We start from the raw sequence: 18115 nt of genomic DNA, 5'->3' as shown, positions 1-18115 counted from the left end.
CTATTCATCCATTATAGAGTGAATAATATACCTTGTATCGTTGCTAAAGTTACGAAATCCTTTGAAAACTTATGCTTATACATCACCCCAAGTAACTTAACCCATAAGCAAAAAATGCGGTATTTGGCAAACCGAAATGCCAACCAATATCCGGTACCAATTAATACGAAAGAGACAACCGACTTAATAAATCCAACAGCAGCGGCAACCGAGTAATTATTTTCAACCAGACCAATTCTATATAAGAGGGTATCCAGAATATCACCGGACTGATAAACAACTGGGCTATACAAGTTAACGTGTTCTCTAATAGTAATTGCGATTCACACTATTGAATGCATACTCATTTTCCAAAATAGGTAGGCACAATTAATTACTTATTTACGCTTATACGGCAAAAAGGTTATCCCATAGTTCTTACACTGGGATAACCTCAAAAAAAGATTAATTCTTATTAAGGACTTAATTGAAATTGTTTGAAATATTGAACTGGCAGATTCCTTTTATCATTTTACTGCTCCGTCTATTAGTTCAGCAAATACATATTGCTGAACTAATAGGTAGATGAGTACGGTAGGGTGCATGATGATGAGAATGGCTGCCGAGAATTCATTCCAGTAGGAAGCGCGCTCCCCGACGAAAGACATAAGGGCCGTATACAACGTATGTAACTTCTTTGCTGGGCGCTTTAAGTATTTGGAACCTCGCTACTTCTGTGGTGTAAAATGGAACAACCATCACAACCGTGAATAGTACGAAGATCACTTTTTTTTATCGAAAATCGAATCGATTCAATTATATAAGCTGTCATCGTGCCTAAAATCATGTTAAAAACAACACTGACAAAGATTAAGATGAACCTATTTTTAAACCCATTTAGAATATTGCCTTTAATACAAGCAGTCTTTAATTTTCTCAATTAGAAGTTATTTGGAATAGCTAATGGAGACGTAGCTGCAAGCTCTGAAGCAGGCTTCAAAGATGCAAATAGGACGAAGAATAACGGTAAGAGAACAATGACTGTGATACACACAAAAACGATGTAATACAGCGGTTTTAACTTGGAGCTGATTGTCATGCCTCACCGCCTCCTGCTGCTCGGAAAATTTGCTTCTGAATATAGCTGAACACGGGTTCATACTAATCCGTTTGAGAGCTCAAATAGCCCTACGATTTCTCGTAAGGCCCTGTATCATTTTTTCTTTACTTAATCTTATTCTAATGAACCAACCGCCCATCCCGAAACCGCACAACCCGCTTCGCCTGCTCCGCTACTTGCCGATCATGCGTGATCAAAATAATCGTCCGCCCCTGCTCATTCAAACGCCTAAATATATCCATAATCTCAACGCCGGTCTTCGAATCCAAAGCCCCCGTCGGCTCATCCGTCAAGATGATCGGCGGATCTCCCGCCAGCGTCCTAGCTATCGCCACACGTTGCTGCTGTCCACCGGACAGCTCTGACGGAAAATGCTTCCGGCGATCCAGCAGATCGACTGCTTCTAGCGCTTCCAAAACCAGCGGCTCCCGCTGTTTCCTCGTCAGCCCGCGATAAATTAACGGTAACTCCACATTCTCGTAAGCATTTAATCTCGGCAGCAAATTAAAGTTCTGAAAAACAAATCCGATCTTCCGATTCCGGATCTCGGCCAATTGTGAATCCTTAAGCGAGTGAATCTGCTTCCCATCGAGCACATACAGACCTTCGTCCGAAACGTCCAAACAGCCGATGATGTTCATCAGCGTGGACTTTCCTGAGCCCGAAGGCCCCATATTAGTGACAAATTCGCCTTGCACGATATCCATCGAAATGTCATCCAGCGCTCGAATGGTCTCGCCGCCCATGTGATAAAATTTGCTCACGTGCTCAATTTGAATTAAGGCTGTCATTGTCTTCGCCTCCATTATTTGATGCCAAATGAATGAAGATTGCGATGCCAATCAAATGAATTCCACTCTTTTACCTCTTCGCCTTATAAAATTCATGATAGAGCTTCATGAGCGCCCGCTTCTCAATTCGCGACACATATGAACGCGAAATCCCCAGCTCCCTCGCGATTTCCCGCTGCGTCCGTTCCTCGCCGCCAAGTTCTAAACCAAACCGACCGACAACAACTTCCTTCTCGCGGTCATCCAAAATCTCTAAATTATTATATATCATCGACTTCTCGATCTTTAACTGCACCGCATCCACCACATCGTCCGCCTCGCTGCCGAGGATATCGATGAGCGTAATCTCATTCCCCTCTTTGTCCGTTCCGATCGGGTCATGCAAGGATACGTCTTTCCGTGTTTTCTTCAAGGAGCACAGATGCATCAAGATCTCGTTCTCAATGCAACGTGCTGCAAAAGTCGCTAGCTTCGTGCCCTTATTCGGCGAGAATGATTCGATAGCTTTGATCAGGCCAATCGTTCCGATGGAGATCAAATCTTCCAAATCTTCTCCAGTGTTATCGAATTTTTTGAGGTTGTGAACACGAAGCAACGTAAATTTCTCATTTTAATTTACGCATGCATAAACAAGAGCCACCTCGCGGCAGCTCTTGTTAATTTGAACAATTGGTATGCTAGTTAACATTACTTTAGATCCTATCGCCTCTTAAAATTTCCTGTATATATTTCCCATTGGCTAATGTAACCTGATCGGGTGATGCTTCAGCCTCTATCGATTCTTCCTCTACCATAATCCAGCCGTTGTAATTAGTTTCATGTAGCAATCGAACGATCTCTAAATGATCAATACTTCCTTGCCCCATGGCGCACCATTGGCCTTCAGATGTCATATCTTTAAAATGGACATGGTCAATAAATGACCGATACTTCCGAAATGTTTGTATGACATCCATGCCACCTTTGGCAATATGTCCTGTATCCGGAGCATAACCACAATAAGCTGGATTTAAGCCTCCAAGCAAAATCTGATAATCTTTTTCTGTTCGAAATATGGAGCCTGCAGGCGAATTCGGATGAAAGGCACATCTTACACCTTGCTCATAAGAACGCTTAGCAACAGCATTAATATTCAGTAAAGCGTTCGCTTGTCTCTCAGCCAAGTGGCTACGATTCATTCCTGGTCGCTGACCTAGAATTAATAGGGTTCCAGGAAAGTGACGCAAATAAGCAATCACACGATCCGCTTCAGCTTGTTCCTCCGGTGTTTCTTGCTCATGCTTCCATTCTAAAGCAAGACAAATAGCCCCTAATTGCAATTGCTTTTGTTCTAAATCTGCATGTAGCAATGCAGGGTCTGTGACGTATGGCCCCATCATACATACTTCTGGTTCTACACCTTTTCCGCCGGCTGCTTTAATAATGTGTAGGATATGCGGCAGTTTATCTGCATATTTATCATAGGCTATTTGCCACGTATAGGTCTGGAAACCGAAACGAAACGACATATTAGCTTACCTCCTGAATGAGAACAAAAACACAAGGGACCACTATGCAAAAAATTCCTTTTCCAATAAAACACAAAGTGTATGATAAATCGGGAGATGACGCTCTTGAATATCCGGTGTCTGCCGCCATGGAACGCAGATCGTTACATCACATAGCTCCGCCAGTCGTCCTCCACCTTCTCCAGTCAAACCAATCGTCGTAACACCCAAGGCTTTGGCTACTTGCGCAGCTCGAACTACATTCCCCGAATTGCCGGACGTGCTTATTGCGAGTAGCGCATCGCCTGGCTTTGCAAAACCAAATACTTGTTGAGCAAAGATCATATCGGGGGCAACATCGTTAGCATAAGCCGTCATCAAGGCAGAATGGCTGACTAGGGAGATGGCTGGCAAGGCTCCTTGCAGTTGATCGGCCAAATAAGCTCCCTCTTCTGGGAAGAGGGAGGTGAATGTATGCCGTTGCTCTTCCGGCAGCGGCCTTCTAGACATAAACCCCTTCATTAATTCACCGACAATATGCTCGCTATCAGAAGCGCTGCCGCCATTGCCGCAGACAAGCAACTTTCCGCCGGAACGGTAAGTATCTGCCACCCTATAAAACGCTTTTTCAAAATCTGCACAGCATATCGATAAATCCGGATATTTATGAAGAAGCTCTTTTATCGCAAACTGAACATGTTCTGCCGAGGTCAACAGAATCAGTCCTTTCTTTTCAAATTAGAATTGGCTCGACCGAATCTCTTCTGGAGAAGCTGTGCCGGTCGTACCGATTTTCTTAATGACGATGGAAGCAGCCAGATGGGCAAACGCCGTTGCCTCTTGTCCTTCACTGCCCGCTCCTAAGGCGCATACTAAAGCTGAGGCAAATCCGTCTCCCGCACCGACGATATCAATCGGCGGCTCCAATGGACGAGTTGCAACCAGCGTGCACATGCCAGATTCGACCCACAATGCGCCTTCCGAACCTAGCGTAACGCAGCAATTCCCTTTGACCTCCTGTGACAAACGTATAGCGACATCCGACCACTCGGATATTGTACGTTCCGTCCCAATGAAGTCGGATTTTACCCAATGAGCTGCTTCAATTTCATTCGGTTTTACGATGACGTTGCGGTACAATCCGATGCGATCTCGGCTGTCGACAAGAATGAGTTTCCCTTTTTCCGCCCAATAGGATAGTCTGTCGCGAATGATTGCACCGACCACGCCAATTGTTAATTGATCCGTGACTGCAATCACATCGCAATGTTCCGCCATGTCATCTAACCTATTGGCCAGCTTACTAGCAATGTTCTCCGGAAGTTCACGGAAGTTTTGAAAGTCAAGGCGGGGATCTTCCTGCCTTGATTGCTGTAGTCCAACACGGATAGGTTTACAATAAGCCGGTGTGCACCAAGCGTCCTCTTCTAGAATAAATGATGTGTCGATTTCCCGGTTTCTGAACTGCTGCTTTAATAACTCCCCTCGCCAATCATGGCCGATGACCGAGCAAATGAATACTTCCCGACATCCTAGAGCTTTCAAATTCGCCGCCACATTGCCAGCTGCTCCAGGTGAATATCGTTCAACGACGATAGGAAGTGTGTAGTGAGGCGTTTCGCGCGACAATACGCTTTTTGTCATATCTGCTTCCCAGTAAACATCAAGGCAAGCGTCCCCAATCACTCCTGCCCGGAGTGTTCCGATTTTTGCAAGGATTTCTTCGACTCTCTCTCTAGAGAGCCCCTCATAACGTTGTACTGTCATTCTTCCCGACTCCCCTCTTCCATGGTATTCAATAGTATGTTGCTTAAAGCGGGTATCGTCTGTTGGTGAAGCCCTTCGAAGTGAAACCCTTCCCCACCAAGGCTTGTAGGTCGGTGAACAATATTTTTCCGAGGACGATAATAATAATCCCAATCTCCATAACTGACTTTGCGGTGATAATCGCCGAGTTGCACGATGTCAAAATTGGCCGTCGTGATGCGGTGCACGGCAAACCCCAGATTTCTCGCGATGGATAACGCTTTGAGGAATACCTCAGGGCCCGTAACACTCGAGCCGAAATTAATGAATACGCCACCATCCAAACGGGTAACCGTATTGGCGTAAATCTTGAAGTCTCTGCCGCTTGCTCCGCCTTGAATGGCGAAGTCAACATCCGGATGCTGCTGAATCGCATCGGTTCCAAGTGTGACATGCACCGTGCATGGAATACCCTTTTGGCTGCAAGCGTGAATCAAGCTGTACCGGCGATACGTATAAAGATCCGGGTTGGCCTCCATATGGTTCATCAAGCTTTGGCCATAACCCAAACCTGTAGCATAACCCTCGCGAAGCGCGGTATGCAGCAACTCACCCGGCTCCCGCCACATGCCAAGTTTCCCATCTTTCAGCGAATGATCATCTCGCTCTTCCGTTTGACCGAAGGCTGCCAACTCCAAATCTTGGAATGCGCCGGCTCCATTTAAAGCCAGGTGTGTGATGAACCCTTGTTCGATTAAATCGCAAATTTCTAAAGAAACACCGCTGCCAATCACATTCCCGCCAAGGTTAACCAGAACCTCGTGACCGTTTTTCCGAGCTTCTTTGATTCGAATCACAAAATTGCAGAAGTCCGAATCCACTGCCTTAGGCCAATCCATCTTCGGTTTCGACTTGTCAGACACGAGATGCTCAACGCTGAATGAAGCGCTTCGCGAAGCAACTGGGAACAAATTCACTTGCTCTTGCGACAAATTTTCTTTATGAACATAAGGTGGAAAATCGATGCCCAACTCTTGCTTCTTTCTTAATACCTGCTCAAAAAGCTGGGGAATGGTTATTTGATGCAATCCGTGAAACAGATACCCTTGCCCCCCCACTTGCGTGAGTCGTTCTATGAAATTGCGGCGTGGCCGATAGTAATATTCTGGATCCGTAACTGGAGGAACTGGATTTTCAAATACGGGTACGATATCAAAATTCGCTGCAACGATTGGCGACATCTTCAGTCCCTGGTTCCGACAGATACTGAGTGCTTTCAAAAAAATCTCAGGCCCCGAAATTGCCGAACCGAAGTTCAGAAACACACCGCCATCTTTCATCTCAGCAATAGACTGGGTCATCTTCTCAAAGTCTTTGCCGCTCGTTCGGCCAAGAGCTTCAAAATCCACAATAGGATGTTGATGAATAATATCCGTTCCGATGGAAATGTGGCATGTATAAGGGATGCCTGAACGCTGACATTGAACGAACACGCAATCGTCGTAATGGGGGAAGCGCTCTGGATGCTGATCGAGGTAACGAAATAGACTTTCGCCATAACCAATGCCCGAAGATGAACCCTGCTGAATCGCTTCGTTCATATAACGCCCTGTCTCTTCCCACATGCCAAACGACCCATCCTCAATCGACCGTGCAACATCTTCTGAGGTTTCTCCAAGTAACGCTAGTTCAAAATCATGAATGCTTGTGGCGCCATTACCCGAAACATGGGTTAAAATACCGTGACGAACCATTTCTATAATGTAGCGAGACAAACCGTTTTTAATAACGTGTGCTCCCATCGACCAAATGACCGGTTTACCTGCAGCTCTCGTCTTCACAATCTCGTCTACCAATTGCTGAAAATGTTCTTGTTCATGAGGTGCATGCGGCCAATCCTCGGACAGCTCGTCATAGGGCCTAGCCATATTCCGTATGGTAACCAAATTTGTTCGCGTGTGAACAGAATTGGTTTTAATAGCATCAAACGATAATTGCTTGGATGATTCCATTGGAGACCCTCCCCATCTTTTTTTTAGAGGTGCTCTACACGCCCAGTTTTTCGAGCCATTCATTAAGGTTTAAGAAATCTCCCGAAATCCAATCAGCCCCCGCTGCTTGCAAACGCCGTTCCTTAACCGGATTAATTCCTGTTCGCTTCTCCTCATCACTGGCAAGCCCCAAGGCCAAACCTCCGACTTCTTTACCTAATAGAATTTCGACTTTGCCATCCCCAATTACCGCGACTTCATTCCCTGCGAGCCCCTTTTCTTCCATTAAATCACGTAAAACTTTTTCCTTGGAACATTCAGCCTTGCCTACCGGAGCACCAACAATCTCTTTGAAATACTGCTTAACTCCAAGAACTTCCGCCTCTCGTACAACATCTGGGTGGTCGGTACCGCTAGCCATATATAATTCAAATCCTATTTCATGAAGCGTCTTTACAAATTCAGCAGCACCTTGGATGAGGAAATTCTCGGCTCGAAGATCTCCTATTTCCAACCGATCTACTCTTTCTTTTACTCGTTCTAACAATCTGCGGTTGTATTCCGCTTTATATTCCCATTCATCTAAAATCTCTTGATTCCAGCCGGCGTTCTGAACGGTCTCCGCAAGCCATCTCATCTGATAAATGGTCTGAATACCGGTTGATTGATCAATATAGGTAAGAATTTGTTGATGTAATTGAGCCTCTTGCTCTTTGCTCAGCTGAACGCCTCCTGTGATGGAATCTTTCATGAGCGGTATCATGATGTCTTCCCATCCTGCGCGGAGTGTTGAGATTGTTCCGTCGAAGTCAAATACTACGGCTTTAATCCGAATCATATAAATCCTCCCTTTCATTTATGCAAAGTTGGAAATTAAAAAGCCCCTGAGATCTATAAGGACATCTCAAGGGCAACATCCGGAGGGCTACCAAATCGATTTCATCAACCATTTCTTGACAGTTACTTCTGCCGATCCTTCGCGGATGCTAATCGCAAGATCAGTTTGGTTATCAAGTAAATGGTAGGTGGATGATGCCTCGCCTTCATTAAAGAACAATTCAACCGATACAACATCCATAAGAACACGCAGTTCAAGATGTGATGGAGTTACATAAGCCTTTTTGCCATTGCCAAAGTCTAAATGCCCGGTCGAACTATCGTAAATTAGATTAGAATTCGCGATTGAAAATTCGATAATCGTATCATTCTGAATGGCAAACGATATTTCCATATCACTTGATCCGCCAAGAGCCTGCTTCCACGCTGTTCCCGGATTTAGCGGTGTTGTTTCAATCGTTTCTTGGTCTCTCAATGTCTTGATTCCCTCAATCGGATAACGTAATATCCGATAACCATTCTCTGTGTTAACCAAGTCCAGTTTTGTCGTGATCGTCATTTGTTGATTGAACGGCATCTCTGGGAAAACTTCGGAAGCATGGCCGATATTCTCACTTCGGATCCATGCGATATTCAGAGCATACTCCATGGCATTTTCGGTGTTGCTCCACGTTTGCGCAGCGTAAAAAATATCGCCATAATCTAGATAATCATCAGATTCTTCGATAGCTTTAAACACTTTTCCATCAAAGTCCCCGATCATGTAACGACCTTCCGCGCCATAAAGCACCCACTTTGAATGGCCCGGTTCATTCTTGACATTCAATTCAAAGAAGTCGGGGCACTCGTATAGTCCAGCTAGAATACTGAGCAATTTCCATTGTTTCAAATCCGTAGACTCATAAAAAGCAACACAGTGCTCATGATAATGCTCCTCGTAAACGGTCAGCACCCATTTCTTCTGTGGTTCATACCAGACAATACGGGGGTCGCGCCATTCTTCGACGCCTGGAAGAATCGGATTGCCTTCATAGGTTTGAAAGGTTACCCCATTGTCCAGGCTATACGCCAGAAACTGTCCTTCAGTTGGGAATTTGGACGCTCCTGGTTCAGTGAAATTGGCTGAGGCTAGACTCGTATAGGAGAGAATCATTGCTTCCTTGCCGAAACCCGCTGTATTGTCATGATCTACAACCGCGCCGCCTGAGGCAATATGCGCTTGTTTGGAGACTGGATGCAGGGCATCCGACTGTTCGCGCCAATGGATTAAATCTTCGGATACCGTGTGTCCCCAGCTGATATTCACACCGCCGTGCCGGATGCCAAACGGGTTATGTTGATAAAACATATGGAATAGGCCATTTTGATAAACCAAGCCATTCGGATCATTTAGCCAACCCCTGCGGGATGTAAAATGGTATTGCGGCCGGAATTTTTCGGAATACAAACCTTGATAAAGTTCATTGTCTTTATTGCAATTTTCATCACTAACCATGAATCGGTCCAAAGCCGCTTCGGTGATTCCTTGAGGATTTTCAACGCGTACGACCAACTCATTGCCTTTGTATTTGCTTACATCTATAAACGCATAGAAGTCACTTGCCTGATCATCCAATTCGATCCTAAATTCGTGACGGCATTCGCCACCCACAATTAACTTTACATAATTACCTTGTGCATCTTTTCTAACCGGGATATGCAGATAAGTATGATTCAAAGATATTTTTCTTTGTATGGACATAGACTAACCGTTCCTTCCACTTATCAATTTATACGAGAGGCCCGAAATGCTTCAGCATCACCAATGGCTCGGTTTGACTCTGGTTCTCAATAACGACACCTTCGCGTGCTGCGCTTACGGTTACGAAATATTCATCATACGTCAGCTCGCCATAACGAATCATGGTCGGTGTTGCAAGTTGGCTTCCTTGCAGGGAACCGTAACCTTGGAGAAGTAGAAGACCATAAGCAGCTTCGTCCCCAATCACAACTTTACGACCAGGAAGCACGGTCAATTCTTTGGAGGAAAACTTCTCATTTCCATACACGACCCAATTTTCAAAATAACCCGCTTCAGCCGAATCCTGATTGGGGTGGGCCGGTTTGGGCTCACGAAAACGTTCCTGTTTGAAATTGGGTTCCACATTCTTTTCCCAATCCAGCATGCCAACAATATAATCCAGATCGCGGTGTTGCTCTTCGGGAACAAATCGCACCAGATTCTCCCAAGGTATAATTCTTCCTTCAACGATGGATTGAAACATACCTGATACATCACTTGGCCCTTGAAGTTCATACGTTACTAAGGAACCCGGTGCATGTAGGATTCCTGCCGGAACATCCCAACCAGTTCCGGGGATTGTGCGGTACGCTTTGGAAAGGTCAAGGATGCCATTGTCCCCTTCTTCCCATCTATTCAAGCAACCATAGATATCTTCTTTTGTTGTTCCTGGTTCCAGTCCAAAAAAGGTATACGGAAAATTGTTAACGGTCGTATTTAATTGAACTGGGAAATAATAAGCTTCAGGTTTACTCTGACAGTTCACCTTTTGCGCATGTTCTTCCATTTGATGCATATGAAAAGGAATTGGCCCCATGTTATCAAACAATTTGGTAAGTACAGCCCACCCGCCAAATTTGGCCACGACGTCCGACCCCACCATTTCGTTACCTAGATTATCGATTGCTTCCTTTAAAAGTACTTTCTGTCCTTGGCCATCTTCTCCTGTAACAATATAGCTTAAACCTTCATCCATAGGCGTTAATGGGCCATTGTCTGCATTCGTTGTTGAAGCGAGCCATCGTTCATCGATTCCCCCGCGTTCAGCTCCGAGTACATATAAATCCTTTGGATTAAGCTTCATCCTGCCGCCAGGCTGAAGAAGAGGTCTTGGCACCCAAGTTGGTGCTAGACGAAGCACGCCTTTATTCCTCGCTAATTCTTCGGATACAATCTGCCTTACTGTTGGCATCTCCATCTCTCCTTCTTATCATCTATTGAGGAAATATCGGCAACCCACCATCCATTACAAGGATTGCCGATCGAAGTCAATCAGTGTTGCTTACTTCGCATTTTGTTTAAAACGATCATAAGCCTTTTGCACATAGCCAATGAATTCGCTCATACCTGCTTTTTCCAGCTCTTTCGTGTAGCCGTCCCAATCTTTCTCAACACCGCCATCCATGATCCATTTGGTCTTATTGTTATCGATTAAGCCATAGATTTGTGGAGAAAGCTGCGACATGCGCTGAGTAGTCTTGGTATCATAGAAAAGATTTTGCGAGATATAGGGATCGTTCAGGTGCTTATCAACAAAACCTACCGTTTTCATTGCATCGTATAGATTTTGCGCATCTTGCGGATATTCCACGACTTTATCGTAGTACTCCCTGAGAATGGCTATGGGCGAGTTGCCCTGTATGGTGTTTCTTGCGCGCATATCGTTATAAGTTTCGAGACCATCCTTTAACGTATCAAACACCATTACGCCTTTGTCGTTCTTTTTATATTGATATCCGAGCGGTCCCCAGTTCGTCTGTACTGACCATTCCGGTGCATAGAGTCCATCTGCCCATTTCAGAACAGTCTTCGGATCTTTGGCATTCTTTGTTACAACAAAGGCAACAGGGTTATGCATTTCGGTAAAATTATCTCGATCTCCATACTCCCCGCCTGGTCCTTTCAAATAAGGAATTGGCACATAATCTTTCGCACGATCCTTGCCGACAACGTCAACAATCGAGAAGTTGATCACAGAACCCGCAATCACATCTGAATTCCTCAGTTTAGCCTGCAGTTTAGGGGAATCTGTGATAGAAAACTCTGGATCAATCAGACCGTCTTGATACATGCTGTGCAAGTATTGAATTCCTTGTTTATAGGCATCTGTTGCTGCCGAGTTGAAAATTTTCCCGCTTTTATCAATCGCCATACTATCACTGCGATCCGCCTGGCCCCATAATCCGAAGAATTGACCGAAGTCATCCGCATTCCGCCAGCTCCCAATCCCCGATTTGGCGTTCTTATTAGCCAGTACCAAACCTAGCTCATCTTTTTTCCCGTTTCCATTCATATCGTTAGTTACGAATTTTTTTAAATCGTCGCGATATTCGTCAATCGTTTTTGGGATAGGAAGCCCCAATTTATCAAGCCATGGCTTATAGATAGTTAGGATTCCGTGGTTTGCAACCAGACCATTCATCTCTTCAATGTAAGGGAGACCATAAATGTGGCCGTCGGGTGCAGTAATCATTGATTTATAATCCGGTCTTTGTGCAAGTACTTTCGAAAAGTTCGGCATGTCTTTGATATAATCGTCAATCGGTAAGAACAATTTGCTGTCTACATAGTTCATGACCATACTGGTATTCAAGGTTCCTAAGAATGCATCAGGAAGATCCCCTGTTGATAGCATCAAGTTCACTTTCTCATTAGCACCTTCGCCTGGGATCTCCGTCCAATCGACATTAATGCCGGATACCTTGGTGTACTCCTTGTACCAGATCATATCTTTCACTGGTAGATTACGGGGATCTTTGGATCGTACAATCTTGATAGGCCCGCTCGATTTTGTATCCTTGGAAGCTTCTGTCGATTCATTCGCTGCTTTAGTTGGCTCAGTACCCTTATTTCCGCTGTCTGTACAACCGGCAAATACAGTGGTCATTAACCCAGCAACTAAGAGAGTACTTATTGTTTTTAATTTTTTCATACCAACCATCCCTTCGATTTTCACAGATTTGGTGTTCCTAAGTAACTTCATGATTCAGACCTCATCATTTGTGTAATCCACTCACCCCTCATTGATTTGTTTTTATATTCATGCAAATCGATCAAGCAGATTAGCCCTTAATCGATCCGATCATGACACCTTTGGTGAAATACTTTTGTAAAAAAGGATACGCTATCATTAACGGCAGACAGGAAGCAATGATGACTCCGTATTTTATCTGTTCCGCAATTCTCTGCTTTTGGGCTAAAGAAACTGGATCATTGACCATACGGTTTGCTGTTTCGTTCATAATCAATAAATTGCGAAGAATTAATTGTAAGGGAAGCTTGCTTTCCGTTTTCAAATAAATCAGTGGATCAAAGAAAGAGTTCCACTGAGCAATCCCATAAAACAGGGCCATAACGGTAATAATAACCTTCGATAAGGGCAATGCAACCGAAAAGAAAAATCGAAAATCCGAACATCCGTCCATAATGGCGGCTTCCATTAATTCATCCGGAATCGTGCTTTGAAAGTAAGTGCGGGTAATAATGATATTCCAAACGGATGCGGCCGAAGGGAGAATCAGTGCCCACATCGTGTCCAGCAGTCCGAGTTTAGAAACAAGCAAGTAAGTAGGAATCAGGCCGCCGCTAAAAAACATGGTAAAAACGAATAGGAACATGATGGGGTTTCTCCCCACTAAATCTTTCCTGGATAGCGCATAGGCACAAGGGATTGTAACCGCTAAATTTACAAGGGTTCCGCAAACTGTATATATAATTGAATTGCGATAACCGACCCATATCGGGGTGTACTCGAATATTTTTTTATAACCGTCCAAATATGCTTGATGAGGGAGAAGTAGGATTCCACCACTATTTACTGTATCTGGATTGGAAAAAGAGGCTACAACTATAAAATAAAGCGGATACAAGATTGTGATTGAAATAAGGGCCATTAACAAATAATTAAATGCCGTGAATATTCGATCGCCTAAAGTCAACGTATTCATCGCTCTTCACCTCACCACAGACTATTGCCGGACATTTTTTTTGCTGAATAATTGGCGATAATCAGCAAGGAGAAATTGATTGCCGAGTTAAAGAGACCGATAGAGGTTGCCAAACTGAATTGGGCATTCAGTAACCCGACCTTATACACATAAGTTGATATAATTTCGGAAACCGTCAAATTCATTCCTTGTTGCATTAGGAAGGCTTTTTCCCAACCGACGGACATAATGCTGCCTATGCCCAAGATAAACATTATCGTAATCGTAGGCATGATCGATGGAACATCAATACTCCAGATTCTTCTTAACTTCGATGCGCCGTCGACGGTTGCTGCCTCGTGCAGTTCTGGATTGACACCACTTAATGCTGCCAGATAAATAATGGCGCTAAAGCCCATGCCTTGCCAGATACCGGATACGATATAAACCGTCCGAAACCATTCCGGCCGCACCATAAAGTTAACTGACGTTCCGCCAAACATGGTAATGAGGTTATTTACAAATCCCGTCTTCGGGGCCAAAAACACATTTAACATCGAGACAAGTACAACAGTTGAAATAAAGTAAGGAGCGTAGGTCACGGTCTGGACAAATCGTTTTACAAATTGTTGCCGGATTTGATTTAGAAGGAGTGCAAAAATAATTGGAATTGGGAAGGCAATGAGTAATGAAAAAATGCTGAGCTTCAACGTATTGGTTAACGTACTTTTAAACAGGTAGGAGTCAAAAAAGGTATGAAAGTGTTTCAGTCCAACCCAAGGACTTCCTAAAATACCACTTACCGGATTAAATTGTTTGAAGGCAATTAATACACCATACATGGGTACATACTGGAAGATTATCAAATACAACAGAGCAGGTGTCAAAAGTACATAAAGCTGCCAACCCTTCAACGCCTTACCGACTAAACCTTTCGTTGCCATAGGGGCTTCGATCCTCCTTTTTACCTATTCAGTTAGAGCTCGAATGCAAATCCCTTTAAATGTCGCAGCACCAAATTGGCAAAAGAAACGGAGCCAGGAATGATGATTCAAGCGTGAGATCATGGTTCTTTCCTCGTTGATGCATAGATCAACAAACCCCTTCTTCATGACCACTTTAACTCTAACGACGTTGTCATGTAGCCCCGTTACCTGATATATAGAAGTAACCTCGTCCTCTTTAAAACTGACGCCTTGAATCTCATGAATCCCCACTTTGTGTGCCGATGGTTCAAATCGGATGTCAAAGCCTTTCTCAAAGTCTTCCGAATCCGCGACAGAAATGCCATAATACATAGTGGCATCTTGCGGAATCACTTCAAACGAAAGCTCGTATTCCCCCTTAATATTGCCCATCACAACTTCACTGAATCCGTTTACATTTTCCAGAGAAATAGAAGATTGCTCCGTTTGCTCAGTTCGTGAAGACGCAAGATGCAAAGACGAATTGGTTCGTTCCGTCAATTCCTCCACAAACTTCGTGCCTAGCAGTCCATCTGCATGCTGGACGAGTTCGCGAATAATTAATTCGCCGCCATATTGGTCGGGAGTCGACAAGAATCCCACAGCCATTCTCCTTCCGTCTGTATAACCAGCCGACTTGGGAACCCTGAGCTGGATTCCGTCGATCAAATCCGCTGCTGGACGCAGCCATGGTCCCTGCGGGCTTCGCGAATACCGGTAACGAGCGTTACCATCGTTACTAAATAACAGGTAGTACCATCCGTTCCATTCAAAATAATCAGCGCATTCCGGCTGGTCGTGATAGCCTGGAACAATGAAAGGCGATTCTTCGCTCCAATTCTTGAGGTCATGGGAAACGAGCTGTGCCAGGCATCCGTGCATTGTAGTTCCGGACTTGATGCTCGTCGTGATTAGCATGCGATATAGGCCGTCTTGATCTCTGAACACATGCGGATCGCGAACCGATGGAAGGTGATACGCATCTGAGAGTTCAATATACATTCCGGTTTTTTCAAAGTGTATTCCGTCCGTACTTTCGGACCAGGTCATCCTTGCCGGAGAACCGTCAACCGCCCGTACGGCATAATAGGCATAATAGCGATGATTCGCCTGAATGACTGAACCTGTACAGATCGATCCTTCCCAATCCTCGGTAATCTTAATGGCCAGCGGGTGAAACTCCCATTCTTTGAAGTTTCTTGTGGAGATATGCGCCCACTGATGAGCCCCTAGCCCCCATTTGCTACGATGTCCTCTGCGATCAAATAAATAGTAAATATGAAAACGTTCTCCGTCATAGTATGGCATACAGTCACCGACACTTGTATTGAGACCTGGTGGCTTCCAGTATTGAATGGAAGAAGGTGCTTTTCCTAAAAATTCATGTTTCTTCTTCTCAACATCGTATTCAAGCTCGAATATTTCTTTCATTTCGGTATCCGAGACCGCATAATCCCAAAATATTGCTTCTGTTCTTTCGCCCCTGACATGAACCTTCGTTTGAGATACTTGTAATTTCCCCATCGGCCACTCTTCATCAATGAGAGCACCATCGACCCACAGCTCAATGCAAGCGCTGTCATATCGAATAATCATCCGATGTTCAATATTTTTTAGAATGTCCCAGCCAACGGAAAGAACCAAAGGAATTTCTTTTGCATCCATAAGAATTTCTACTGCCAGCGTCTGATCCTGCGAACCAAGAAGATTTCCCGAGGAGATTCGAATGATCGTTTGCTCGCTGTCGTTTATAACGCTGAACAAGTCGCCTTCAAGCTTCCCTGGAATCTTCAAGCATAGCGTTGCTTCCTTTACGGGACCCCAATTTACACCCTGTATGCCTTCGTGAAGATAAAGTTTCTGTCTGGCCAGTTTTTCTTCCGTCACGATGCAATCCTCCCAACAATCCACCCTTAGTCTTGATAATTTGCTCCAGGAAATAAATCCTTATTATGTTCATAAAGCTTTCTGTAAAGCGCGTAATAGTGCGAATAGATATCTTTGTTTTGATCATTAGGAGTAATTGGTGTTTCGCAAATCTTTACTACCTTGGTGCAGGCGTGTTCTACGCTTTCATAAATATTCGCTGCTACCCCCGCTACCAAGGCCGCACCAACACAAGCTTGTTCCTGCATCATGCTGCTATAAGCGTCTTGCCCCAAGATGTCCGTGATGATTTGATTCCAAAGCTTGCTTTTCGCCCCACCGCCGCTAAGAATAAGTTTCTTTGTTTCAACGCCTAATTCTTTAAAGATCTCGAGGCTGTCTCTTAAAGAGAAGGCCACTCCTTCAAGTACAGCTCTTATTAAATGAGCATCTTGATGCTGGAGCGTTAAGCCAAAAAACATGGCTTTGGCCGACGGATCCATATGTGGAGTTCGATCTCCAGCCAAATATGGGAGAAACAATATGCCATCACTACCGGGATTAACCTTGCTCGCCATCTCATCTAACTCGTGATAATCTTGCTTTTTCAATATCTTGGTCGCTAGCCATTTCAGCGATAATCCGGCGCTCATGGAGGCTCCCATTAAATACCACCGATCTGGGACGGCGTGAACAAAGGTATGCGTTCGCAGTTTCGGATCGTATATCGGTTTTGTAAGTGGAGTGAGTAACTGCCCCCCGGTTCCTAACGTACATGAAACCAAACCGGGATGAATAATGCCGTTTCCTATCGCTTGCATGGCTTGATCGCCCCCCCCATACGCTACCGGGGTGCCTTTTTTCAACTTGGTTTCCAATGAGGCTTTGGCGTTAACTTCGCCGCTAACTTCCCACGGCTCGCCAATCGCTGGAAATAACGAGATGTCAATTCCGATTTGCGCAAGCAGTTGCTCCGACCAGTGCTTCGCGGCTACATGATAGAACGATGTGCCAGAAGCGTCTGTCGAATCCCCCTCTATCACACCAGTTAAGCGAAAACGTATGTAGTCTTTGGGTGAGATAACCTTCGATATCTTATTGTATATATCCATCTTGTGCTCTTTTAACCACTGAAGAGATGATAGCTGAAACCCAGTCGCTACTGAATTTTGAATCAGTCTACCGAGCTGCTCTTGCGAAAACTGCGTCTCGAGCCATTCTTTTTGCCGAATACTGCGTTGATCGCACCAAATGATCGCAGGATGTAAGACATTTGCATCTTTATCCAAAGCTACCAGACCATGCATTTGTCCAGACAATCCAACACCAGCAATGTTGTTACCGCTTACATTCGCTTGTTTCATAGCTTCTTCAATTGTTCGACAAACGAGATCCCACCAAACATAAGGATGTTGTTCCGCATAACCTGTATGCGGGATCTCAATGTTGTATTCGACTTGCGAGAAACCAAGAACTGAACCCAGAGGATCCATAATCATGGATTTGATGCTTGAGGTCCCAATATCAATTCCCAATAACACAGTCATTTGGATACCTCTTTTCAATCAAGTTAATTTAATTCTTTGTTTATATTTATATTTTAACTCCATTAATTCAACAAATCAAT

Annotated in this window: 16 protein-coding genes and 1 pseudogene; all 17 read right to left on the bottom strand. The window is 44.4% G+C overall.

Features of this window, described 5'->3' with window-relative positions:
• Window positions 1-110 precede the first annotated feature (110 nt).
• Window positions 111-296 (bottom strand): annotated as a pseudogene (locus tag A8709_RS35105) (sugar ABC transporter permease); the annotation flags it as partial.
• Between the two features lie 210 nt (window positions 297-506).
• A complete protein-coding gene (locus A8709_RS34470) occupies window positions 507-647 on the bottom strand; it encodes a hypothetical protein (protein ID WP_167357036.1) in 141 nt (46 codons plus the stop codon).
• Between the two features lie 272 nt (window positions 648-919).
• Window positions 920-1078 carry a hypothetical protein gene (locus A8709_RS34465; protein ID WP_167357035.1) on the bottom strand — a complete coding sequence of 53 codons (159 nt, stop codon included), beginning with the start codon at window positions 1076-1078 and terminating at the stop codon, window positions 920-922.
• Window positions 1079-1218: 140 nt separating this feature from the next.
• Window positions 1219-1890: an ABC transporter ATP-binding protein gene (locus tag A8709_RS08735; protein ID WP_065851979.1), complete on the bottom strand. Its 672-nt coding sequence runs from the start codon at window positions 1888-1890 to the stop codon at window positions 1219-1221.
• Window positions 1891-1960: 70 nt separating this feature from the next.
• Window positions 1961-2485 (bottom strand): RNA polymerase sporulation sigma factor SigK, encoded by a 525-nt coding sequence (gene sigK, locus A8709_RS08730; protein ID WP_084224765.1) that lies wholly within the window; start codon window positions 2483-2485, stop codon window positions 1961-1963.
• A 97-nt stretch (window positions 2486-2582) separates the two neighbouring features.
• The gene (locus A8709_RS08725; protein WP_065851978.1) at window positions 2583-3398 is read right to left on the bottom strand and encodes a sugar phosphate isomerase/epimerase family protein; all 816 of its coding nucleotides are present in this window, start codon (window positions 3396-3398) and stop codon (window positions 2583-2585) included.
• A gap of 42 nt (window positions 3399-3440) precedes the next feature.
• The gene (locus tag A8709_RS08720; protein WP_208607664.1) at window positions 3441-4091 is read right to left on the bottom strand and encodes a D-sedoheptulose-7-phosphate isomerase; all 651 of its coding nucleotides are present in this window, start codon (window positions 4089-4091) and stop codon (window positions 3441-3443) included.
• Window positions 4092-4115: 24 nt separating this feature from the next.
• Window positions 4116-5144, bottom strand: coding sequence for a bifunctional heptose 7-phosphate kinase/heptose 1-phosphate adenyltransferase (locus A8709_RS08715; RefSeq protein ID WP_065851977.1), 1029 nt, complete (start codon window positions 5142-5144; stop codon window positions 4116-4118).
• Window positions 5141-7135: a GSU2086 family protein gene (locus A8709_RS34885; protein WP_208607663.1), complete on the bottom strand. Its 1995-nt coding sequence runs from the start codon at window positions 7133-7135 to the stop codon at window positions 5141-5143. Before A8709_RS34885 ends, A8709_RS08715 begins: the two co-directional genes overlap by 4 nt.
• 34 nt (window positions 7136-7169) lie before the next feature.
• Window positions 7170-7952 (bottom strand): HAD family hydrolase, encoded by a 783-nt coding sequence (locus tag A8709_RS08705; protein ID WP_065851976.1) that lies wholly within the window; start codon window positions 7950-7952, stop codon window positions 7170-7172.
• Between the two features lie 87 nt (window positions 7953-8039).
• Window positions 8040-9692, bottom strand: coding sequence for a glycoside hydrolase family 32 protein (locus A8709_RS08700; protein ID WP_065851975.1), 1653 nt, complete (start codon window positions 9690-9692; stop codon window positions 8040-8042).
• 28 nt (window positions 9693-9720) lie between these two features.
• Window positions 9721-10923 carry a cupin domain-containing protein gene (locus A8709_RS08695; protein ID WP_065851974.1) on the bottom strand — a complete coding sequence of 401 codons (1203 nt, stop codon included), beginning with the start codon at window positions 10921-10923 and terminating at the stop codon, window positions 9721-9723.
• A gap of 90 nt (window positions 10924-11013) precedes the next feature.
• A complete protein-coding gene (locus A8709_RS08690) occupies window positions 11014-12663 on the bottom strand; it encodes an extracellular solute-binding protein (protein ID WP_208607661.1) in 1650 nt (549 codons plus the stop codon).
• A gap of 130 nt (window positions 12664-12793) precedes the next feature.
• Entirely contained in the window at window positions 12794-13678 is an 885-nt protein-coding gene (locus A8709_RS08685) for a carbohydrate ABC transporter permease (RefSeq protein WP_065851972.1), read from the bottom strand.
• An 11-nt stretch (window positions 13679-13689) separates the two neighbouring features.
• Window positions 13690-14601, bottom strand: coding sequence for an ABC transporter permease (locus A8709_RS08680; RefSeq protein WP_065851971.1), 912 nt, complete (start codon window positions 14599-14601; stop codon window positions 13690-13692).
• A gap of 24 nt (window positions 14602-14625) precedes the next feature.
• Window positions 14626-16509, bottom strand: a complete 1884-nt coding sequence (locus tag A8709_RS08675; RefSeq protein WP_065851970.1) for a glycoside hydrolase family protein — start codon at window positions 16507-16509, stop codon at window positions 14626-14628.
• A gap of 26 nt (window positions 16510-16535) precedes the next feature.
• Window positions 16536-18035, bottom strand: a complete 1500-nt coding sequence (xylB, locus tag A8709_RS08670; protein WP_065851969.1) for a xylulokinase — start codon at window positions 18033-18035, stop codon at window positions 16536-16538.
• Window positions 18036-18115 lie beyond the last annotated feature (80 nt).

It is taken from the genome of Paenibacillus pectinilyticus, assembly GCF_001700435.1.
Lineage (GTDB): Bacteria > Bacillota > Bacilli > Paenibacillales > NBRC-103111 > Paenibacillus_E > Paenibacillus_E pectinilyticus.
Note: the sequence above shows the minus strand (reverse complement) of the source record. Positions and strands in the feature narration are given on the sequence as shown.